Here is an 18,411-nt window from a genome sequence, read left to right on the forward strand (position 1 = left end):
GCGATCTGGGACATGGATACTGCGGTCCTCCGATGGAGTCCGCATGATCACCTCAGCCCAGATGCGCGCCGCGCGCGCCCTGCTCGGCATCGACCAGCGCCGGCTGGCCGAACTGTCGGGCGTGTCCCTGCCCACCATCCAGCGCATGGAGGCCAGCCAGGGCCACGTGCGCGGCATGGTCGCCACCCTCACCCGCATCGTCGACGCGCTGGACGCGGCCGGCGTCGAACTCATCGGCAACGGCCAGCCCAGCCAGGGCCAGGGCCGCGGCGTGCGCCTGAAGGAGACCGCCATATGAGCCCCGCGAACTGGCGCAGCGGCTTCACACCCAAGGCGCTGACCGTGCTGCGCGGCGGCTACCGGCTGGCCGACCTGCGCGCCGACGCCATCGCCGGCCTGACCGTCGCCATCGTCGCGCTGCCGCTGGCGATGGCGCTGGCGATCGCCAGCGGCACCACGCCGGAGAAGGGCCTGCACACGGCAATCATCGCCGGCTTCCTGATCTCCTTCCTCGGCGGCTCGAAGGTGCAGATCGGCGGGCCGACCGCGGCCTTCATCCCGGTGGTGTTCGCGATCATCCAGAAGTTCGGCTACGGCGGGCTGATCCTGTGCACGCTGATGGCCGGGCTGATGCTGATCGCCGCCGGCCTGCTGCGGCTCGGCACGCTGATGAAGTACATGCCGCAGCCGGTGGTCACCGGCTTCACCGCCGGCATCGCGGTCAGCATCTTCTCCAGCCAGGTGAAGGACGCGCTGGGCCTGCGCATGGGCCAGGTGCCGGCCGAGTTCCTGCCGCGCTGGGAAGCCTATGCCGCGCACCTCGGCAGCGCGCAGCCGGCGACGATCGCGCTGACCGTGCTGGGGCTGGTCGCGATCCTCGGACTGCGCCGCTGGCGCCCCGCGTGGCCGGGGTTCCTGATCGCGCTGCTGCTGTGCACGCTGGCCGCGGCCGGCGCCGCGCTGCCGGTGGAGACCATCGGCAGCAAGTTCGGCGGCCTGCCCTCGGCGCTGCCGACCTTCGACCTGCCGCAGATCCCGTTCGATCGCATCCGCGAGCTGCTGCCGAGCGCGTTCACCATCGCCTTCCTCGCCGGCGTGGAATCGCTGCTATCGGCCGTGGTCGCCGACGGCATGACCGGTGGCCGCCATCGCTCGAACATGGAACTGGTCGCGCAGGGCGTGGCCAATACCGCCTCGGCGCTGTTCGGCGGCCTGCCCGCGACCGGCGCGATCGCGCGCACCGCCACCAACATCCGCGCCGGCGGCCGCACGCCGTTCGCGGGCATGCTGCACGCCGCGTTCCTGCTGCTGTTCATGCTGCTGCTGGCGCCGCTGATGCGCTACGTGCCGCTGGCCGGGCTGGCGGCGATCCTGCTGATCGTGGCCTGGAACATCAGCGAGGTCGAAGCCTTCCGCCACACGCTGTCGGCGCCGAAGGGCGATCGCGTGGTGCTGCTGGCGACGTTCCTGCTGACGGTGTTCTTCGACCTGACCGTGGCGATCGAGGTCGGCGTGGTGCTGGCGGCGTTCGTCTTCATGTTCCGCATGGCCGAGGCGGTGGAGATCCAGGGCGGCACGGGCGGCGACGAGGACGACGGCGCCGACCCGACCCAGCGCGAGCGCCTGCCGGCGGGCGTGGAGGCGTTCCAGATCAGCGGGCCGCTGTTCTTCGGCGCCGCCAACCGCCTGGACGACCTGCTCGACCAGTTCCGGGTCCCGCCGAAGATCTTCATCCTGCGCATGCGGCTGGTGCCGGTGATCGACGCCAGCGGCGTGCACGCGCTGGAGGCGCTGCTGGAACGCTGCCAGCGCCGCGGCATCGTCCTGATCGTCTCCGGCCTGCAGGCGCAGCCCCGGCGGGTGCTCGCGCAGATGCACCTGCACCCCCGGCACGGCATGCTGCACATCGTTCCCGGTTACGATGCGGCGCTGACCCTGGCGCAGGAACTGATCGCAGGCACCGCAATGGAGGATGACCCGTCGTGACCCGTCCCGTTTCCGCCCTCACCATCGCCGGCTCGGATTCCGGCGGCGGCGCCGGCATCCAGGCCGACCTCAAGACCTTCGCCGCCCACCGCATCCACGGGCTGAGCGCGATCGCCGCGCTGACCGCGCAGCACACCCGCGGCGTGACGGCGGTGGAATCGCCGCCGCTGCCGTTCCTGCGCGCGCAGATCGCGGCCTGCTTCGACGATTTCGACATCGGCGCGGTGAAGACCGGCATGCTCGGCAACGCCGACACCGTGCAAGCGGTGGTCAAGGCCTTCGACCAGCACTGCCCGCAGTTCATCGTGGTCGACCCGGTGATGGTCGCGACCTCCGGCGCGCAGCTGCTGGCGAACAGCGCGATCGAAGTGGTGCGCAAGCGCCTGCTGCCAATGGCGACGGTGATCACCCCGAACCTGCACGAAGCCGAGCTGCTGCTGGGCCGGTCGATCCCCGACCTGGCCGCGATGCGCACCGCCTGCGACGACCTGCTGGACCTCGGCGCCGGCGCGGTGCTGCTCAAGGGCGGCCACCTGCAGGGCGGCGACACCGTGATCGACCTGTTCTCCGCGCGCCGCGACACCGGCGGGCGGATGCATCGCGAGATCGTCCACCCGCGGCTCGACGTCAACGCCCACGGCACCGGCTGCACGCTGGCGGCCGCGCTGGCCGCGCGGCTGGCGCTGGGTGCGTCGCTGGAAGACGCCTGCCGCGGTGCCTCGGACTACGTGCATCGCGCGCTGCTCGGCGGAACGCGCCCGGGCCGCGGCAACGTGCTGGTGCTGGACCACTTCGGCGCCGCCGAACCCGCGTGACCGCGTCACCGCGCGACGCGGAAGCGCCCGCGATCGACGACGGCCTGGACGACGACGGCCTGCCGGTCGCCGCCACCGACGGCCATCGCTTCCGGCTCTTGGTGCGCCGGCCGGCGACGCCGGTCGCGGCGCTGCTGTGGTTGCCCGCGCTGGGCGTGGCCGCGAAACACTACCTGCCCTTCGCCGAAGCGCTGTCCGCGCGCGGCGTCGCGGTGTTCGTCCACGAATGGCGCGGCCACGGCAGCAGCGACGTCCGTGCCGGCCATGATCGCAACTGGGGCTACCGCACCCTGCTGGAAGACGACCTGCCGGCCGCGCTCGCGGCGATGCAGGCCGCCTGCCCGGACATGCCGCGGATCGTCGGCGGCCACAGCCTGGGCTCGCAGCTGGCGACGTGCCTGCTCGCGCTGCAGCCCGCTGCGGCGCAGCGGCTGTGGCTGGTCGCCGGCGGCGCGCCGTACTGGCGCAGCTTCCCGGCGCCACGCGGCTGGCTGCTGCCGCTGGCCTATCGCTTCGCGCCGTGGCTGGCGGATCGCCGCGGCCATCTGCCGGGGCGGACGATCGGTTTCGGCGGACGCGAGGCCCGCGGCGTGATCCGCGACTGGGCCCGCAGCGGGCTGAGCGGACGCTACGCTGCCGCGGGCATGGCGACCGATCTGGACGCCGCACTCGCCGGCGTGCAGGTCGAAGTCGATGCGGTGCGGCTGGCCGACGACTGGCTGGTGCCGTCGGGTTCGCTGGACTGGCTGCTGGGCAAGCTGCGGCCGGTCGCGGTGCATCGCAGCGTGCTCGACGCCGCACAGCTCGGCACGCGCGCCGATCATTTCGCCTGGATGCGCCGGCCCGAGGCCGTCGCGGACGCGCTCGTCCGCGGGCTTCAGACCTCGTAGCCGTTCGGATTCATCGACTGCCAGCGCCACGCGTCGCGGCACATCGCGTCGACGTCGAGTTCCGCGCGCCAGCCCAGCAGGTGCTCGGCGAGTTGCGGATCGGCGTAGACCTCGGCCACGTCGCCGACGCGGCGATCGACGATGTCGAAAGGAATCGGCCGACCGCTCGCGGCCTCGAACGCGCGCACCAATTCCAGCACGCTGATCCCGCGACCCACGCCGAGGTTGATCGCGCTGTGGCCATGCAGCGGATGGCCCGTCGCCGGCGCCGCACCGCCCTCGCCCGCCAGCGCTTCGATCGCGTGCACGTGGGCACGCGCGAGATCGACCACGTGGATGTAGTCGCGCACGCCGGTGCCGTCGATCGTCGGCCAGTCGCCGCCGAACACCTGCAGGCGCGGTCGCAGCCCCACCGCGACCTGGCAGACGTAGGGCATCAGGTTGTTCGGGATGCCGTTCGGCGACTCGCCGATCAGGCCCGACGGATGCGCGCCGACCGGATTGAAGTAGCGCAGGCTGATCGCGCTCAACCGCGGGTCGGCCGCGCAGGCGTCGGCGATGATCTCCTCCGCCATCAGCTTGGTGCGGCCGTAGGGATTGGTCACCGACAGTCGCGCGGATTCGTCCAGCGGCAGCCTTTCCGGCTCGCCGTAGACGGTCGCCGACGAACTGAACACCAGCCGCGGCACGCCGTGCACCTGCATCGCGCGCAGCAGCGAAATCGTGCCGCCGAGGTTGTTGTCGAAATATTCGAGCGGCCTGGACACCGATTCGCCGACCGACTTGAGCGCGGCGAAGTGGATCACGGCATCGAAACGGCCTGCGGCGAACACGCGGTCGAGCGCGGCGGCGTCGCGGACATCGACACGATGCGCTTCGGGCGCGTGGCCGATCAGCCGGGCGAGGCGATCGAGCACCGCCGGTGCGCTGTTGACGTGGTTGTCGACGATCACCGCCTCGTGACCGCGCGCGGCCAGCGCGACGCAGGTGTGGCTGCCGATGTAACCGGCACCACCGCAGACCAGAACGCGCATGCAACCTCCGGGAAGCTGGGTCATGAAGCTGGGTCATGAAGCTGGATCGTGGGAACACGGACCCGCCGCGGAGCCGGATGACCGGACGACAGCGCTTTTCACGTGAGTGACGCCGAACCGCGATTGCCCGCCTGCCTGGCTCGTCGCCGGGCCCTTGCCGGGCCGGCCGCCATGCTGCGGGAAAGGCCCGGAGCGGGCAAGACCGCACGGCCGATCGCGACGTGTGCCATGCGGCGCACGGTAGAATCTCCACTGCCCAGACACGGAATCCCTCTCTCATGCAGGCCGCACTGCCCGATCGCAACGACATCCGCATCGCCGTCATCGGCCTGGGCTACGTGGGCCTGCCGCTCGCCGCCTCATTCGGAAAGCATCATCCCGTGGTCGGTTTCGACATCGACGCGCAGCGCGTGGACGAGCTGCGGCGCTTCCACGACCGCACGCTGGAAACCAGCGAGGACGAGCTGCGCGCCGCCGCGCAACTGAGCTTCAGCTGCGACGCGAAAGACCTCGAAGGCTGCAACGTCTTCATCGTCACCGTGCCCACGCCGATCGACGAGTACAAGCGTCCCGACCTGCGTCCGCTGGAATCGGCGAGCCGCACCGTCGGCCGCGCGATCCGCAAGGGCGGCGTGGCGATCTACGAATCGACCGTGTATCCCGGCGCCACCGAGGAAGCCTGCGTGCCGATCGTCGAGCGCGAATCCGGCCTGACATTCAACGTCGACTTCTACGCCGGCTACAGCCCCGAACGCATCAACCCGGGCGACCACCAGCATCGGCTGGAAACCATCATGAAGGTCACCTCCGGTTCCACACCGGAAGTCGCCGACTTCGTCGACGCGCTGTACGGCGGCATCATCACCGCCGGCACGCACAAGGCCAGCAGCATCCGCGTGGCGGAAGCGGCGAAGGTCATCGAGAACATCCAGCGCGACGTCAACATCGCGCTGATCAACGAACTGGCGCTGATCTTCCATCGCCTCGGCATCGACACCCACGAGGTGCTGGCCGCGTCGGGCACCAAGTGGAACTTCCTGCCGTTCAAGCCCGGCCTGGTCGGCGGCCACTGCATCGGCGTCGATCCGTACTACCTCACGCACAAGGCGCAGCAGATCGGCTACCACCCCGACGTCATCCTCGCCGGTCGCCGCATCAACGACGGCATGGGACCGCACGTCGCGCAGTGCACGGTGAAGGAAATGACGAAGCGCGGCCTGCCCACCGCCGGCGCGCGCATCCTCGTGCTGGGACTGGCGTTCAAGGAAAACTGCCCGGACCTGCGCAACACCCGCGTGGTCGACATCCTCGCCGAACTGGGCAGCTACCACGCGCAGGTCGACGTGCACGACCCGTGGGTCGACGCGCACCTCGCGCAGGAGGAGTACGGCCTCGCGATGACCGACGCGCCGGCCGAAGGCGCCTACGACGCGGTGATCCTCGCCGTGGCCCATCGCGAATTCGTCGCCCTCGGCGTGGAAGGCATCCGCCGCTTCGGCAAGCCCGGCGCCGTGCTGTTCGACGTCAAGGGCGTGCTGCCGCGCGACCAGGTCGACGGGCGGCTCTGATGCCCCAGGTCTGCGGGCGACGCTGAGGCCCTCGACTGCGCTGCGCGCGAATCTCCTTCCTCCGCATGCGGGGGAGTTGCGTGCCCCCACCCATTCGCGCTGCGCGCGAATCTCCCTCCCCCGCATGCGGGGGAGGGTTGGGGAGGGGGCGGTTTGCGTCGGCGGAGTCCGGATCGCACATCTCCGACCATTCGCGCCTAAAATTGCAGCTTCGTACGTCGCGGACACCCCCATGCGCATCCTCGTCACCGGCGCCGCCGGCTTCATCGGTTCCCGACTCACCGAGCGCCTGATCGCGCGCGGCGACGAAGTCCTCGGCTACGACAACCTCAACGACTACTACGACCCGACGCTCAAGGACGCGCGCCTCGCGCGGCTGACGCCGCTGCCGGGCTTCTCGTTCGTGAAGGGCTCGCTGGAAGATCGCGACACACTGGAAGCCGCGTTCGACGCCTTCCAACCGCAGCGCGTGGTCAACCTCGCCGCGCAGGCCGGCGTGCGCTATTCGCTGGAAAACCCGCGCGCCTACATCGACAGCAACATCGTGGGCTTCCTGCACATCCTGGAAGCCTGCCGCCATCGCGGCGTCGAGCATCTGGTCTACGCCTCGTCCAGTTCGGTCTACGGCGCCAACCGCAAGCTGCCGTTCGCGGTGGAGGACAGCGTCGACCATCCGGTCAGCCTGTATGCGGCCAGCAAGAAATCGAACGAACTGATGGCGCACACCTACAGCCACCTGTTCGGCCTGCCGACCACCGGCCTGCGCTTCTTCACCGTCTACGGCCCGTGGGGCCGCCCGGACATGGCGCTGTTCCTGTTCACGAAGAAGATCCTCGCCGGCGAACCGATCGACGTCTTCAACCACGGCAAACACACCCGCGACTTCACCTACATCGACGACATCGTCGAGGGCGTGATCCGTACCCTCGACCGCGTGCCCGGCCCCGATCCCTCGCACGACCCGCTCCACCCCACGCCCGCCACGTCGTCGGCGCCGTACCGCGTCTACAACATCGGCAACAACCATCCGGTGCAACTGCTGCGCTACATCGAAGTGCTGGAAGAGTGTCTCGGCCGCAAGGCGACGATGAACCTGCTGCCGCTGCAGCCCGGCGACGTCCCCGACACCGCCGCCGACGTCTCCGCCCTCGCCCGCGACACCGGCTACCAGCCGACCACGCCGGTCGAGGTCGGCGTGAAGAATTTCGTCGCGTGGTATCGCGGGTTCTACGGCGTCTGACCTCCGGGCCTGCGCTTCCGGCGCAATTCAGACCGGCGGGGACACGATCGACTTCCGCGAACGCAGGAGGACCGATCGATGACGATGACGGACGACCCCATCCCGCGCCCTGCGCAGGTCGAAGCCGCCACGCCCTTCGCCGACTGGGACGGCAGCATCGCCGGCGCGCGCACGTTGCAGCGCACGCTGGCGGCGCAGGTCTCGCTCGAGGATGGTTTCGCGCAGCCGCTGCGGACCATCGCCGGCTTCGACGTCGGCTTCGAGGATGAGGGCACCACCACGCGCGCCGCGGCGGTGCTGCTGGATGCGGAAACGGCCGAGGTGCTGGAAGCGCACGTCGCGCGCGTGCCGACGACGATGCCCTACGTGCCCGGCCTGCTGTCGTTCCGCGAACTGCCGGCGTTGCTCGCGGCACTGTCGCAACTCTCGCGCACGCCGGACTTGGTGTTCGTCGACGGCCAGGGCATCGCCCATCCGCGCGGGCTCGGCATCGCCGCGCATTTCGGCCTCGTGACCGGGCTGCCCACCCTCGGCGTCGCGAAGAAGATCCTCGCCGGCACGCCCGACGGCCCGCTCGACGACGTCCGCGGCGCGCACGTGCCGCTGCGCCTGCGCGGACGCCAGGTTGGCTGGCTGCTGCGCAGCAAGCCGCGCTGCCTGCCGCTGGTGGTCTCGCCCGGGCACCGCGTCGCGATGGCGAGCGTGGTACCGCTGGTGCTGCGGCAGGTCGGCCGCTACCGGCTGCCGGAACCGACGCGGCAGGCCGACGCCCTCGCCTCGCGGCGCCCGAACGCACCCGCGACGTGAGCGTCCTGCCGCATCGACATGCCGTTGTCGCACGCTTGGGCGACACTGTGCGCATGCGCCCGATCTCCCTGCGTCACCTCCTGCCCGCCTGCCTCCTCGCGATCGCGTCCGTCGTGGCAGGATGCGCGTCCGCACCGCAGGAAAACGCCCGCATGCCTTCGCCGCCCGTGCACGCCCTCGTCATCGGCCACCGCGGCGCCAGCGCGCTGCGGCCGGAGCACACGCTGGAGAGCTATCGCAAGGCGATCGAGGACGGCGCGGACATCGTCGAGCCCGACCTCGTCAGCACCCGCGACGGCGTGCTGGTCGCGCGGCACGAGAACGAGATCTCCGGCACCACCGACGTGGCCGCGCATCCGGAGTTCGCCGCGCGCAAGACGACGAAGACCATCGACGGCGAGCGCGTGACCGGCTGGTTCACCGAGGACTTCACGCTGGCCGAGCTGAAGACGCTGCGGGCGCGCGAGCGCCTGCCCGAACTGCGCGGCACCGCGCGCGATGGGCAGTACGAGATTCCGACCTTCGACGAGATCGTGGAATTCGTCGCCGCCGAGTCCGCACGCCGCGGCCACGTCATCGGCCTGGCGCCGGAGATCAAGCATCCGACCCATTTCGCGCAGGCCGGCCTCGCGATGGAGGATCGCCTGCTCGACGCGCTGCGCGCGCATGCGTACACGCGCACCGCGCCGGTCCTCATCCAGTCGTTCGAGATCGCGAACCTGCGCGCACTGCGCGCGAAGGTGCCACGCGACTCCAACGTGCGGCTGCTGCAGTTGTTCGGCAGCGCGCACGAGACGCCGTACGACACCGTGGCCGCGGGTCATCCGCGCCGCTACGGCGACCTCATGCGCGCCGACGGCCTGCGCGAGGTGGCGCAGTACGCCGATGCCATCGGCCCGGCGTATCGCGACCTCGACCCGCGCGATGGCCGCAGCGCGCTGGTCGACGCGGCGCACGCCGCCGGCTTGCAGGTGATCGTCTACACCTTCCGCCCGGAGAACCATTTCCTCGGCGCGTATGCCGGCGACGGCGGCCCGGCCGCGCGCAGCGAAGCGGGTTCGGTGCGGCAGATCCGCGATGCGCTGGCGCTGGGCATCGACGCTTTCTTCACCGACGATCCGGCGCTGGGCCGGCGCGCGGTGGACGGCGACCGCTGACCCACCTGCGCCCGGCACGGCGGTGCCGGCTGCAAACGACGCCAGCCGCGGCGGCCGGCCGCCAGCGTGTACAGTCACGGACCCGCCTCCGTTCGTGAAGTCTGCATGTCCCCGCGCCAGTACGTCCTGACCTTCTCCTGCCCCGACAAACCCGGCATCGTCAACGCCGTCTCGGGCCACCTGTTCGGGCATGGCGCCAACATCCTGGAATCGCAGCAGTACAGCGATCCCGACAGCGGCCGCTTCTTCATGCGGACCGTCTTCTCGCTGGTCGAAACCGGCGCGTCGTTCGAGGCGCTGCGCGAGGCGTTCGCGGTGCCGGCCGGGCGCTTCGGCATGCAGTGGACGATGCGCGACCGCGGCGAGCGCCGGCGCGTGCTGCTGATGGCGTCGAAGTTCGACCACTGCCTCGCCGACCTGCTCTACCGCTGGCGCAACGGCGAGCTGCCGATGGACATCGTGGCGATCGTCTCCAACCATCCGCGCGAGACCTACCGCCACCTCGATTTCGAAGGCATTCCCTTTCACCATCTGCCGTTGCCGCCGGGCGGCAAGGCCGAGCAGGAAGCGCGGCTGTGGTCGCTGATCGAGGAGACGCGCGCCGAACTCGTGGTGCTGGCGCGCTACATGCAGGTGCTGTCGGACGAACTGTCCGGGAAGCTGGCCGGGCGCTGCATCAACATCCACCACTCGTTCCTGCCGAGCTTCAAGGGCGCGAAGCCGTACCACAGCGCGCATGCCCGCGGCGTGAAGCTGATCGGGGCGACCGCGCACTTCGTCACCGCGGACCTCGACGAGGGCCCGATCATCGAGCAGGACACGCAGCGCGTGAGCCACCACGACACGCCGGCCGACCTGATCCGCATCGGCCGCGACATCGAGCGCCGCGTGCTGGCGCAGGCGCTGCGCTGCTGGCTGGACGACCGCGTGCTGCTCAACGGCCAGCGGACGGTGGTGTTCTCGGTCTGAACGCCGACCCGAACCACGGCCGACCGCGGCGCCGGCTCACTCGGCCAACTGGTGGTCGTAGCTGATCACCCGCGCCAGCTTCCACTGGCCGTCGACCTGCTGCCAGACATCGATGAACTTGCCCGCCTCGGTCAGCCGGTCCGGCTGACCGGGCTGGAGCGCGAAGAAGCGATGCTCGCCCATCTGCATCGCGCCGAAGCCGTTGAGCATGTACACGCGCATGCTGCCTTCGACCAGCTCGCGGCGGGCGCGGAAGTTCTGCCCGGTCTCCTGCGCCTTGCAGTTGTCGCGCATGCTCTGCATGAACGCGGCACCCGAGGTTGCGTTGCGTCCCCACTTGTCGTGGATGAACTCGAAGTCGTCCGCGACCAGCGTCGCGAGCACGTCGAGCTTGCAGCCGAAGACGGCGTCGAACAGCTGGCGGTCCTTCTCGGCGAGGGCAGCGACGACCTCGGGCGACGGCGGCGGCGCGCCCGGCGTGAGGTGGATCTCCGCCTTCGGCGGCTCGCCGGCACGGACGCCGGCGCACGCGAGCAACAGCAGGCCCGCAAGGAACAGACGACGCATGGCGCACTCCCGCCGGTGAGGTGCAGGCATCCTATCCGGATGCCGCCGATGGCGACAGGCCATGCCCGCCCACCGGCGCGGTGACGGTGTGACTGCCGAAGCCGGCGAGGATGGGCCGCGCCTTCGCGATCGCCGCCTGCACTTGCGGCAGCGACAGCGACGCCTTGTGGCTGGATTCGGCATCCCAGACTTCGGTGACCCACAGCAGGTCGTCGTCCTCGGCGTCGCGGGCGACGATGTAACTCAGGCAGCCGGGCATGCCGGCGATGCCGTCGAGCAGGATCGCGATGAGGGCATCGCGCTGGCCGGGCGTGGCGCGCAGGCTTCCGATCAGACCGAACATCGTGCGTTCTCCTCCAGTCAGTGTGGCGCAGCCGGGCAGCACGGCCGCGGCAGCCAGGATGCACGCGATGCCCAGGACATGCCGTCGCCCGATCGTCATGCCGGCGGCAGGGAGGGCGCGGTTTCGAATTTCGCCGTGGCGTCGAGCATGCGATCCCACGACGGTGCATGCGCGGTGAAGATGTCCGCCTGCGGCCGGTACTGCGCGGGATCGTCCAGCGTGCCGGCACGGATGCCGATCATGCCTGCCCGCAGCGTGGGCCGGCCGAACAGCTGCGTCCCGCAGGTCGCGCAGAATCCGCGACGGATCGGCTGGCCGCTGCCGCCGGTGCTCTCGTACCACGCCGGTTCGCCCGCGATCTCCACCGCGTCCACGGGGAAGAACAGCGTCGGCGCATAGGCGCTGCCGGACACGCGACGGCAGTCGCGGCAATGGCAGTTGCCTTCGATTGGCGGTGTGCCGGTGGCGACGTAGCGAACGGCGCCGCAGAGGCAGCCGCCAAGGTAACGGGAAGAGGTTTCGTCATGCATGGCGCGGTGCTCCGTGGGAGGTGTGCGAGGCAGGCCTGCATTCTCCGGCGCACCACTGACAGGGTCTGTCAGCAGGCGTCTTCCATCGACCACGAAAAAAACCGGGAAACCGCCTTCCTGGGGTTTCCCGGCGAGCGATGCCGCCGGCGAGCAACATCGCGATGCAACGCGGGTTTGGGGCCCCGCGTCGCCGGCACGCCGTCCATGACGCGCCGGATCGGTTGTCGGCACATTCGTCACTCGCTGGCGAGCGCGAATGTGCTTCAGGGGCGGGCCGTCCACTGACGAGGTTTCCGGGCCCGCCCCCTCCGCATCCTTCAATCTTCCTTGTCGTCGTCATCGCCCTCGGTGCGCGGGGCGTCGGCGGCGACGAACTTCGAGCGCAGTTCGGCTTCCAGCCTCGCCGCGACCGCAGGGTTCTCCTTGAGGTACTGGCGGGCGTTTTCCTTGCCCTGGCCGATGCGCTCGCCGCCGTAGCCGTACCAGGCGCCCGACTTGTCGACCAGCTTGGCGTCGACGCCCATGTCGATGAGTTCGCCCTCGCGGCTGATGCCTTCGCCGTAGAGGATTTCGGTGACGACCTGCTTGAACGGCGGGGCGAGCTTGTTCTTGACGACCTTGATCTTGGTCTGGTTGCCGATGATCTCGTCGCCCTTCTTGATGCTGCCGATGCGGCGGATGTCGAGGCGCACCGAGGCGTAGAACTTCAGCGCGTTGCCGCCGGTGGTGGTTTCCGGGCTCTGGCCGGGCATCATCACGCCGATCTTCATGCGCAGCTGGTTGATGAAGATCACCAGGCAGTTGCTGCGCTTGATGTTGCCGGTGAGCTTGCGCAACGCCTGGCTCATCAAGCGGGCCTGCAGGCCGGGGAGCTGGTCGCCCATCTCGCCTTCGATTTCGGCCTTCGGCGTGAGCGCGGCGACCGAGTCGATCACCACCACGTCGACGGCGTTGGAGCGCACGAGCATGTCGGCGATTTCCAGCGCCTGCTCGCCGGTGTCGGGCTGCGACAGCAGCAGGTCGTCGACGTTGACGCCGAGCTTCTGCGCGTAGGTCGGGTCGAGCGCGTGCTCGGCGTCGATGAAGGCGGCGGTGCCACCGGCCTTCTGGCATTCGGCGATCGCCTGCAGGGTGAGCGTGGTCTTGCCGGAGGATTCCGGCCCGTAGATCTCGACGACGCGCCCCTTGGGCAGGCCGCCGATGCCGAGCGCGATGTCCAGCATCAGGGAGCCGGTGCCGATGGCCTCGACCACCTCGACCGGGCGGTCGCCCAGACGCATGACCGAGCCCTTGCCGAACTGCTTGTCGATCTGGCTCAGGGCGGCGGACAGCGCGCGCTTCTTGTTTTCGTCCATCGTGGAATCCTCGTCAGTGGATGTAGCTGTGAAAGGCGGTGTGGAACCGGAGTGGCGTCAGGTTAGGGAGCATCCGTCGCAAAACCTGCGACGCCCGGAAAAGGTAGGAAAACGAGGGTGCGGACGGGATCGGGAATGGCCGGGGCGCGGGGTCGGAAAAGTCCGCATCGCGCTCAGCGGTTGGGCCGCACCAGGCCGCAGTACAGGCCCTCGATCGCGAAATCCTGGTCCGGCAGCACCTCGATCGGCCGGTAGTCCGGGTTGCGCGGCAGCAGGCGGATGCGGTCCTTGCCCTTCTTCAGCAGCTTCACGGTGATCTCGTCGTCGATGCGGGCCACCACGATCTGGCCGTCGCGCGCCTCGCGGGTGCGGTACACGCCGATCAGGTCGCCGTCGAAGATGCCTTCGTCGACCATCGAATCGCCCTGCACCTTCAACAGGTAGTTCGGCGCGGGCGAGAACAGCGCGCGGTCGAGCAGGACGTAGTCGTCGGAGCGCAGGTCGGCGCCGATCGGCAGGCCGGCGGCGACGCGGCCCAGCACCGGCAGGCGCAGCGCGTGGTCGGGCAGCGCGGGTTCGGGCAACTGGTCGAGCGCCTCGTTGGCCGGCTCGTGCACCAGACGGATGCCGCGCGCCTGACCCGGCACCCGGCGGATCACGCCCGCCTGCTCCAGCGCCTCCAGATGGTACTGGGCCGCCCGCACGCCCTTGAAGCCCATGGCGTGGGCGATCTCGGTCTGCGAGGGCGGCACCCCGTCGGCGGCGATGCGCTCGGCGATCAGGGCGAGGATGGCGTGTTGGGTATCGGTCAGGTCCATGGTTAGTAGTATTACTACTAACGACCCGGCCCGTCAACGCTCGGGAATGGGTGCCTCGCCGGCCGGGACGGCGAACGCGGTCCGGTACAGCAGTCGCCCGAGGACAAATTGCAGCCACAGGTCCAACGGCATGAGCAGGAGCAGCGGCGGTGTCTCGAACCCGCGCAGACTGTTGAGGACGTCGGCCCACGCCGCGAGCCGCGTCGTCGCCCCGTCCCCGCTTTCCTGCCGCCATGCCTCGAAGCTCGGCAGGATGTAGGCGTCGAACACGCCGAGGGACAGCAGGGGCGCCGCGATGACCAGCATCCAGGCGATGACCAGCGCGTCCAGCCCGATGTGGGCACGCACCGTCGACCAACGGAACAGCCGGCGCAGCGCGTCACGAAGCCCGGGCCCGCTGCGCCGGGAGAACAGGAACGCGAAGACGAGCAGATCGAAAAGCAGTTCGATCACGTAACCGATGATGTCGATCGCACCCGCCGGCATCCCGCCCGCCGCGGGGATCACGAAGAACATGGGCGCTTTCGCCTGCGCCATCACGGCGGGGACGAGGACCCAGCCGACGACCGCCACCACCAGCGCAGGCAGGCCCGGCCAGAAGGGCCGCCACCAGCGTTCCAGACGGTTGCGCGCCAGCGTGTCCGGATTGAACAAGAGGAAAAACGCCAGGATAAGGATGACCACGGGAGTGGCCAGCGCGATGGGGAACCACCAAGCCACGAAGAAGCGGCCCGCATCGGGGAATGCAGGCAACGACAGCGCCAGCGATTCCGCAGAGAATCCGGCCAGCAACAGGCTGGTGACCACCATCATCGAGAACAGGAGCGTCGCGTTGAAACTCCGCGACGAGAACGTCCAGCGCATCGCCTGCACGGCCTGCGCCTGCGGATCCAGCCATCGGCGCAGGCGCAGCAGCAACCCCATTCCGACGAACGCGATACCGCCCAGCGCGCACAGCGTCAGCCGGTACGACAGCGGCGAGAACGACTCGATCGCCTTGCGCGGCGCGACGTCGTCCAGCAACGCCACGAACGCCGGCGCCGAATCGACCAGCCACACCAGCCCGGCCGGCCACGCGACGCACCACAGCGCGAAGATCGACGCGAACAGAAGATCGCGCATCGCCGGGCGCCGCGGCAGGAGGCCCGCCATCGATCAGGGCGCGCCCAGCAGATCGTCCAATCCCTCCAGCGCCGCCGCCACCGTCTGCCGGCGCACGGCCTCGCGGTCGCCTTCGAAGTGGAAGACCTTGGCGCGGGCGTAGCCGCCGCGGCGCTTCCAGCCGATCCACACCGTGCCGACGGGTTTGTCGGGCGCACCGCCGCCGGGGCCGGCGATGCCGGTGACGGCGACCGCCACGCCTGCGCCGGAGTGCACCAGCGCGCCGGAGACCATTTCGATCACGGTCTCGCGGCTGACCGCGCCGTGCTGTTCCAGTGTCTCGGGACGCACGCCGAGCATCGCCTGCTTGGCTTCGTAGCTGTAGGCGACCATGCCGCAGTCGAACCAGTCGGACGAACCGGCGATGTCGGTGACGGTCTTGGCGATCCAGCCGCCGGTGCAGCTTTCGGCGGTGACGAGGCTGAGCCTTGCGGCGCGGAAACGGAGGCCGAGGGCCTCGGCGCGGACGCTGAGCTCGGAATCGGTGGGCAGGGGCATGCGGGTTCCGGCGCCCGGCGGAGGTCCGGGCATCGCCGGCATGATAGCGGCCGGGGAGGTCCCGGGAGCGTCGCCGGCCACGCGCGACGGCCCCGGAACGCCGACGGCCCGCACAAGGCGGGCCGTCGGGCGCGTCGTCAAACTTGGGCGCGATGCCGCGAGCGTCAGTACTTCACGCGGAAGGTCACGCCGTAGGTACGCGGAGTACCGAGGAAGCCGTTCCACGAGCCGGTCTGCAGCGGCGTGTCGATGACGACCTGGTAGTAGTCGACGTCGGTGACGTTCTGCGACCACAGCTCGACGCTCCAGCGGTCGTTCGCCGAGCCCAGCGTGAAGCGGGCGTTGGCGAGCGTGTAGGCGTCCTGCATCTTCTGCGGGTCGAGGTCGGAGCCGGTGTTGTACTTCGACATGTACTTCGCACCGACGTGCGCGCCGGCCTTGAGCCCGCCGATGCGCCAGTCGTAGCCCACCGACGCCGTGGCCGACCACTCCGGCGCGAAGCTCGGGCGGCTGCCGGGCAGCAGCACCAGGTCGGTATCGGGCAGCGGATCATTGCCGTAGCGGGTATCGGCGTAGGTCAGGCCGCCCTGCACCATCCAGCCGCCGGTCTTCCACAGCAGTTCCGCGTCGACGCCCTGCGAGGTCACCTTCGGGATCGAACGCACCACGAAGCTGGTGCCGAGGAAGCTGTTGAGCTGGAAGTCGGAATACGTCTGGTGGAACAGCGTGGCGTTGAGCAGCAGGTTGCCGCCCAGCCACGTGGTCTTCGTGCCCAGCTCGTAGCTGTCGACGAACTCGCCGGGGAACGAGGTATCGTCCACCGGCACGATGCCCGAGGTGCCGCTGGACAGGCCGGTGTTGGACTGCACGCGGTCGAGGTTGAAGCCGCCGGCCTTGTAGCCGCGCGCGGCCGAGAAATAGGCCATCGCGTGTTCGTTGAAGCGGTAGGCCGCCTTGAACGTGCCGGACCATTCGCGCTCGCTGCGGCTCTGGTCGGTGGCGCGGCCATCGTGGCGCACGTTGGTCCACGGCAGGCAGGCGAAGCCGACCACCGACGATGCCGCTGCGGACGCCTGCGCGACGGTCAGCCCGCGCGCGACCAGCGCCGCGACCACCTGCGCCGGGTTCGCCAGCATCGCGCCGCAGCCGAGGCCGCCGTTCGGATTGCTGTAGCGCGAGGACAGGTCCTTCTTCTCGGCGGTGTAGCGCAGGCCGAGGGTCAGGTCGAGCGCGTCGGTGGCGTGCCAGGTGTTGTTGGTGAACAACCCCATGCTCTTGGAATCCTGCACGTAGCGATCGGACGCGGCGTGGCCGGCGAACACCGTGCCGAACGGACGCCCCGAGGCCTGCGACAGGAACAGCGCCGCGGTCGGGCTGGCGCCGAGCGCGGGGTTGATGCGCGAGAGCAGCGCGATCGACAGGTACGGCTCGTACGCCGAACCGACGCGGTAGGACTCGTTGCGCCTGAGGTTCTCGTCGGCGTAGAACGCGCCGACCAGCCAGTCGACCTTGTCGGTGCTGCCGGTCAGGCGGAATTCCTGGCTGAAGGTGTCGAAGGCGGTGTAGTTGTCGCCCTTCTGCGGATTGCGGTACAGCAGGTCGGCCGAGCTGAAGTCGAAGTCGATGCCGTTGGTCGACTCCCAGTTGCGCTGCGCGGTGATCGAGGTGAGCTTCGCGCCATCGAACCACGGCGTCTGCCAGTCGACCTCGGCACTGATGCCCTTGTCCTTGATGTACTGCTGGGTGCCGCGATTGGCCCAGGCCTGGCGCGAGAACGGATCGGCCACCGGGATGACGCCCGAATCGGCCGCCAGCGCGTCGATGATCGCCGCGGTCGGGCCGCGGATCGTGGTCACGCTGGTGCAGCAGTTCTCGTCGCGGTTGGTGAAGTCGCCGGTCAGCAGGATGTCCAGCGTGTCGCTGGGCTGCAGCAGCAGCTGGCCGCGGAAGGCGTGGAAGTTCTGGTCCTGGTCTTCCTTCTCGGTGCGCGGGCCGGCGCCAGTGTGCACGTCCATGTAGCCGTCGCGCGTGCGCATGGCGCCGTACAGCCGGAACGCGGCCACGTCGTTGATGCCGTCGCTGTACGACCCGGCCACGCCCAGCGCGCCGTAGTTGCCGGCGGTGAGTTCGGCCTCGACGTGCTGCTGGAAGGTCGGGCGGCGGGTGACGACGTTGATCACGCCGGCGGACGTGTTCTTGCCGAAGAGCGTGCCCTGCGGGCCCTTCAGCACTTCGATGCGTTCGAGCTCGCCGAGGTCGGTGAAGCCGACGCCGCTGCGCGGGCGGTATACGCCGTCGATGACCACGCCGACCGAGGATTCCAGGCCGGCGTTGTCGCCCACCGTGCCGATGCCGCGGATGCGGGCCACGGTCTGCGATTCGCTCTGCGTGCTGGTGACGGTGAGGCCGGGCACCACCGTCTGCAGTTCGCGGATGTCGTGGACGCCGTTCTGTTCGAGCGTGCGCCGGGACAGCGCGGTGACCATCACCGGCACGTCCTGGAGTGCTTCTTCGCGCTTCTGCGCGGTGACCGTGATCTTGTCGAGCGTGGCCGCCTGGTCGTCGTCACCGGCGGGTTCGGCCGCCAGCGCCAGCGGTGCCTGCATCAGGCCGACCATGGCGATCAGCAGTGCATGGCTCAGCCGCGTGCGTTGCGGTGCATGGCGATTCATC

At 69.8% G+C, this 18,411-nt stretch carries 18 protein-coding genes; 9 read left to right on the forward strand and 9 right to left on the reverse strand.

All coding sequences use genetic code 11. The features are described 5' to 3' along the window. Positions 1–43 precede the first annotated feature (43 nt). The 4 genes from ACT53Q_RS10840 to ACT53Q_RS10855 are packed head-to-tail and all read left to right on the forward strand — an operon-like array spanning position 44 to position 3,691. On the forward strand, positions 44–298 hold the full coding sequence (locus ACT53Q_RS10840) for a helix-turn-helix domain-containing protein (protein ID WP_476169931.1): 255 nt from the start codon (positions 44–46) through the stop codon (positions 296–298). After that, positions 295–1,986 (forward strand): SulP family inorganic anion transporter, encoded by a 1,692-nt coding sequence (locus ACT53Q_RS10845; RefSeq protein WP_476186652.1) that lies wholly within the window; start codon positions 295–297, stop codon positions 1,984–1,986. Before ACT53Q_RS10840 ends, ACT53Q_RS10845 begins: the two co-directional genes overlap by 4 nt. Continuing rightward, positions 1,983–2,801, forward strand: coding sequence for a bifunctional hydroxymethylpyrimidine kinase/phosphomethylpyrimidine kinase (thiD, locus tag ACT53Q_RS10850; protein ID WP_476186653.1), 819 nt, complete (start codon positions 1,983–1,985; stop codon positions 2,799–2,801). Before ACT53Q_RS10845 ends, thiD begins: the two co-directional genes overlap by 4 nt. Continuing rightward, positions 2,798–3,691 carry an alpha/beta hydrolase family protein gene (locus ACT53Q_RS10855; RefSeq protein WP_476186654.1) on the forward strand — a complete coding sequence of 298 codons (894 nt, stop codon included), beginning with the start codon at positions 2,798–2,800 and terminating at the stop codon, positions 3,689–3,691. Before thiD ends, ACT53Q_RS10855 begins: the two co-directional genes overlap by 4 nt. On the opposite strand, the gene galE is transcribed toward ACT53Q_RS10855, so the two are convergent. Next, positions 3,679–4,725: a UDP-glucose 4-epimerase GalE gene (gene galE / locus ACT53Q_RS10860; RefSeq protein WP_476186655.1), complete on the reverse strand. Its 1,047-nt coding sequence runs from the start codon at positions 4,723–4,725 to the stop codon at positions 3,679–3,681. The two genes, ACT53Q_RS10855 and galE, sit on opposite strands and share 13 nt — an antisense overlap. Positions 4,726–5,003: 278 nt before the next feature. Here galE and ACT53Q_RS10865 point away from each other — a divergent pair, with 278 nt between their 5' ends. The 5 genes from ACT53Q_RS10865 to purU all read left to right on the forward strand — a co-directional run bounded on the left by ACT53Q_RS10865 (position 5,004) and on the right by purU (position 10,466). Next, complete coding sequence (locus tag ACT53Q_RS10865; protein ID WP_476186656.1) at positions 5,004–6,293, forward strand: nucleotide sugar dehydrogenase; 1,290 nt, start codon at positions 5,004–5,006, stop codon at positions 6,291–6,293. Positions 6,294–6,525: 232 nt separating this feature from the next. After that, positions 6,526–7,533: an NAD-dependent epimerase gene (locus ACT53Q_RS10870; protein WP_476186657.1), complete on the forward strand. Its 1,008-nt coding sequence runs from the start codon at positions 6,526–6,528 to the stop codon at positions 7,531–7,533. 84 nt (positions 7,534–7,617) lie between these two features. Beyond that, positions 7,618–8,340, forward strand: coding sequence for a deoxyribonuclease V (nfi, locus tag ACT53Q_RS10875; protein ID WP_476186658.1), 723 nt, complete (start codon positions 7,618–7,620; stop codon positions 8,338–8,340). 152 nt (positions 8,341–8,492) lie between these two features. Beyond that, a complete protein-coding gene (locus tag ACT53Q_RS10880) occupies positions 8,493–9,497 on the forward strand; it encodes a glycerophosphodiester phosphodiesterase (RefSeq protein ID WP_476186659.1) in 1,005 nt (334 codons plus the stop codon). A gap of 105 nt (positions 9,498–9,602) precedes the next feature. Further along, a complete protein-coding gene (gene purU / locus ACT53Q_RS10885; RefSeq protein WP_476186660.1) occupies positions 9,603–10,466 on the forward strand; it encodes a formyltetrahydrofolate deformylase in 864 nt (287 codons plus the stop codon). A gap of 36 nt (positions 10,467–10,502) precedes the next feature. Here the strand turns inward: purU and ACT53Q_RS10890 are convergent, their stop codons facing one another. From ACT53Q_RS10890 to ACT53Q_RS10925, 8 genes are all read right to left on the reverse strand, one after another. Beyond that, on the reverse strand, positions 10,503–11,033 hold the full coding sequence (locus ACT53Q_RS10890) for a nuclear transport factor 2 family protein (RefSeq protein ID WP_476186661.1): 531 nt from the start codon (positions 11,031–11,033) through the stop codon (positions 10,503–10,505). A gap of 31 nt (positions 11,034–11,064) precedes the next feature. Then, a complete protein-coding gene (locus ACT53Q_RS10895; protein WP_476186662.1) occupies positions 11,065–11,376 on the reverse strand; it encodes a putative quinol monooxygenase in 312 nt (103 codons plus the stop codon). Positions 11,377–11,471: 95 nt separating this feature from the next. Then, entirely contained in the window at positions 11,472–11,906 is a 435-nt protein-coding gene (locus ACT53Q_RS10900; protein WP_476186663.1) for a GFA family protein, read from the reverse strand. A gap of 317 nt (positions 11,907–12,223) precedes the next feature. Further along, on the reverse strand, positions 12,224–13,261 hold the full coding sequence (gene recA, locus ACT53Q_RS10905) for a recombinase RecA (protein ID WP_476186664.1): 1,038 nt from the start codon (positions 13,259–13,261) through the stop codon (positions 12,224–12,226). Between the two features lie 173 nt (positions 13,262–13,434). After that, a complete protein-coding gene (lexA, locus tag ACT53Q_RS10910) occupies positions 13,435–14,079 on the reverse strand; it encodes a transcriptional repressor LexA (RefSeq protein ID WP_476186665.1) in 645 nt (214 codons plus the stop codon). A gap of 33 nt (positions 14,080–14,112) precedes the next feature. Beyond that, positions 14,113–15,138: a hypothetical protein gene (locus ACT53Q_RS10915; RefSeq protein WP_476186666.1), complete on the reverse strand. Its 1,026-nt coding sequence runs from the start codon at positions 15,136–15,138 to the stop codon at positions 14,113–14,115. A gap of 96 nt (positions 15,139–15,234) precedes the next feature. Continuing rightward, entirely contained in the window at positions 15,235–15,738 is a 504-nt protein-coding gene (locus ACT53Q_RS10920; RefSeq protein ID WP_476186667.1) for a CinA family protein, read from the reverse strand. 164 nt (positions 15,739–15,902) lie between these two features. Then, positions 15,903–18,410: a TonB-dependent receptor gene (locus ACT53Q_RS10925; protein ID WP_476186668.1), complete on the reverse strand. Its 2,508-nt coding sequence runs from the start codon at positions 18,408–18,410 to the stop codon at positions 15,903–15,905. Between the last annotated feature and the right edge of the window lies 1 nt (position 18,411).

It is taken from the genome of Lysobacter sp. DMC97 (assembly GCF_056313745.1).

What these genes read in the sequence shown, in the direction of transcription:
- ACT53Q_RS10840 (WP_476169931.1), top strand. Translation starts at nt 44, where the DNA reads ATGATCACCTCAGCCCAGATGCGCGCCGCGCGCGCCCTGCTCGGCATC.
- ACT53Q_RS10845 (WP_476186652.1), top strand. Translation starts at nt 295, where the DNA reads ATGAGCCCCGCGAACTGGCGCAGCGGCTTCACACCCAAGGCGCTGACC.
- galE (WP_476186655.1), bottom strand. Translation starts at nt 4,725, where the DNA reads ATGCGCGTTCTGGTCTGCGGTGGTGCCGGTTACATCGGCAGCCACACC.
- ACT53Q_RS10865 (WP_476186656.1), top strand. Translation starts at nt 5,004, where the DNA reads ATGCAGGCCGCACTGCCCGATCGCAACGACATCCGCATCGCCGTCATC.
- ACT53Q_RS10870 (WP_476186657.1), top strand. Translation starts at nt 6,526, where the DNA reads ATGCGCATCCTCGTCACCGGCGCCGCCGGCTTCATCGGTTCCCGACTC.
- nfi (WP_476186658.1), top strand. Translation starts at nt 7,618, where the DNA reads ATGACGGACGACCCCATCCCGCGCCCTGCGCAGGTCGAAGCCGCCACG.
- ACT53Q_RS10880 (WP_476186659.1), top strand. Translation starts at nt 8,493, where the DNA reads ATGCCTTCGCCGCCCGTGCACGCCCTCGTCATCGGCCACCGCGGCGCC.
- purU (WP_476186660.1), top strand. Translation starts at nt 9,603, where the DNA reads ATGTCCCCGCGCCAGTACGTCCTGACCTTCTCCTGCCCCGACAAACCC.
- ACT53Q_RS10890 (WP_476186661.1), bottom strand. Translation starts at nt 11,033, where the DNA reads ATGCGTCGTCTGTTCCTTGCGGGCCTGCTGTTGCTCGCGTGCGCCGGC.
- ACT53Q_RS10895 (WP_476186662.1), bottom strand. Translation starts at nt 11,376, where the DNA reads ATGTTCGGTCTGATCGGAAGCCTGCGCGCCACGCCCGGCCAGCGCGAT.
- ACT53Q_RS10900 (WP_476186663.1), bottom strand. Translation starts at nt 11,906, where the DNA reads ATGCATGACGAAACCTCTTCCCGTTACCTTGGCGGCTGCCTCTGCGGC.
- recA (WP_476186664.1), bottom strand. Translation starts at nt 13,261, where the DNA reads ATGGACGAAAACAAGAAGCGCGCGCTGTCCGCCGCCCTGAGCCAGATC.
- lexA (WP_476186665.1), bottom strand. Translation starts at nt 14,079, where the DNA reads ATGGACCTGACCGATACCCAACACGCCATCCTCGCCCTGATCGCCGAG.
- ACT53Q_RS10920 (WP_476186667.1), bottom strand. Translation starts at nt 15,738, where the DNA reads ATGCCCCTGCCCACCGATTCCGAGCTCAGCGTCCGCGCCGAGGCCCTC.
- ACT53Q_RS10925 (WP_476186668.1), bottom strand. Translation starts at nt 18,410, where the DNA reads ATGAATCGCCATGCACCGCAACGCACGCGGCTGAGCCATGCACTGCTG.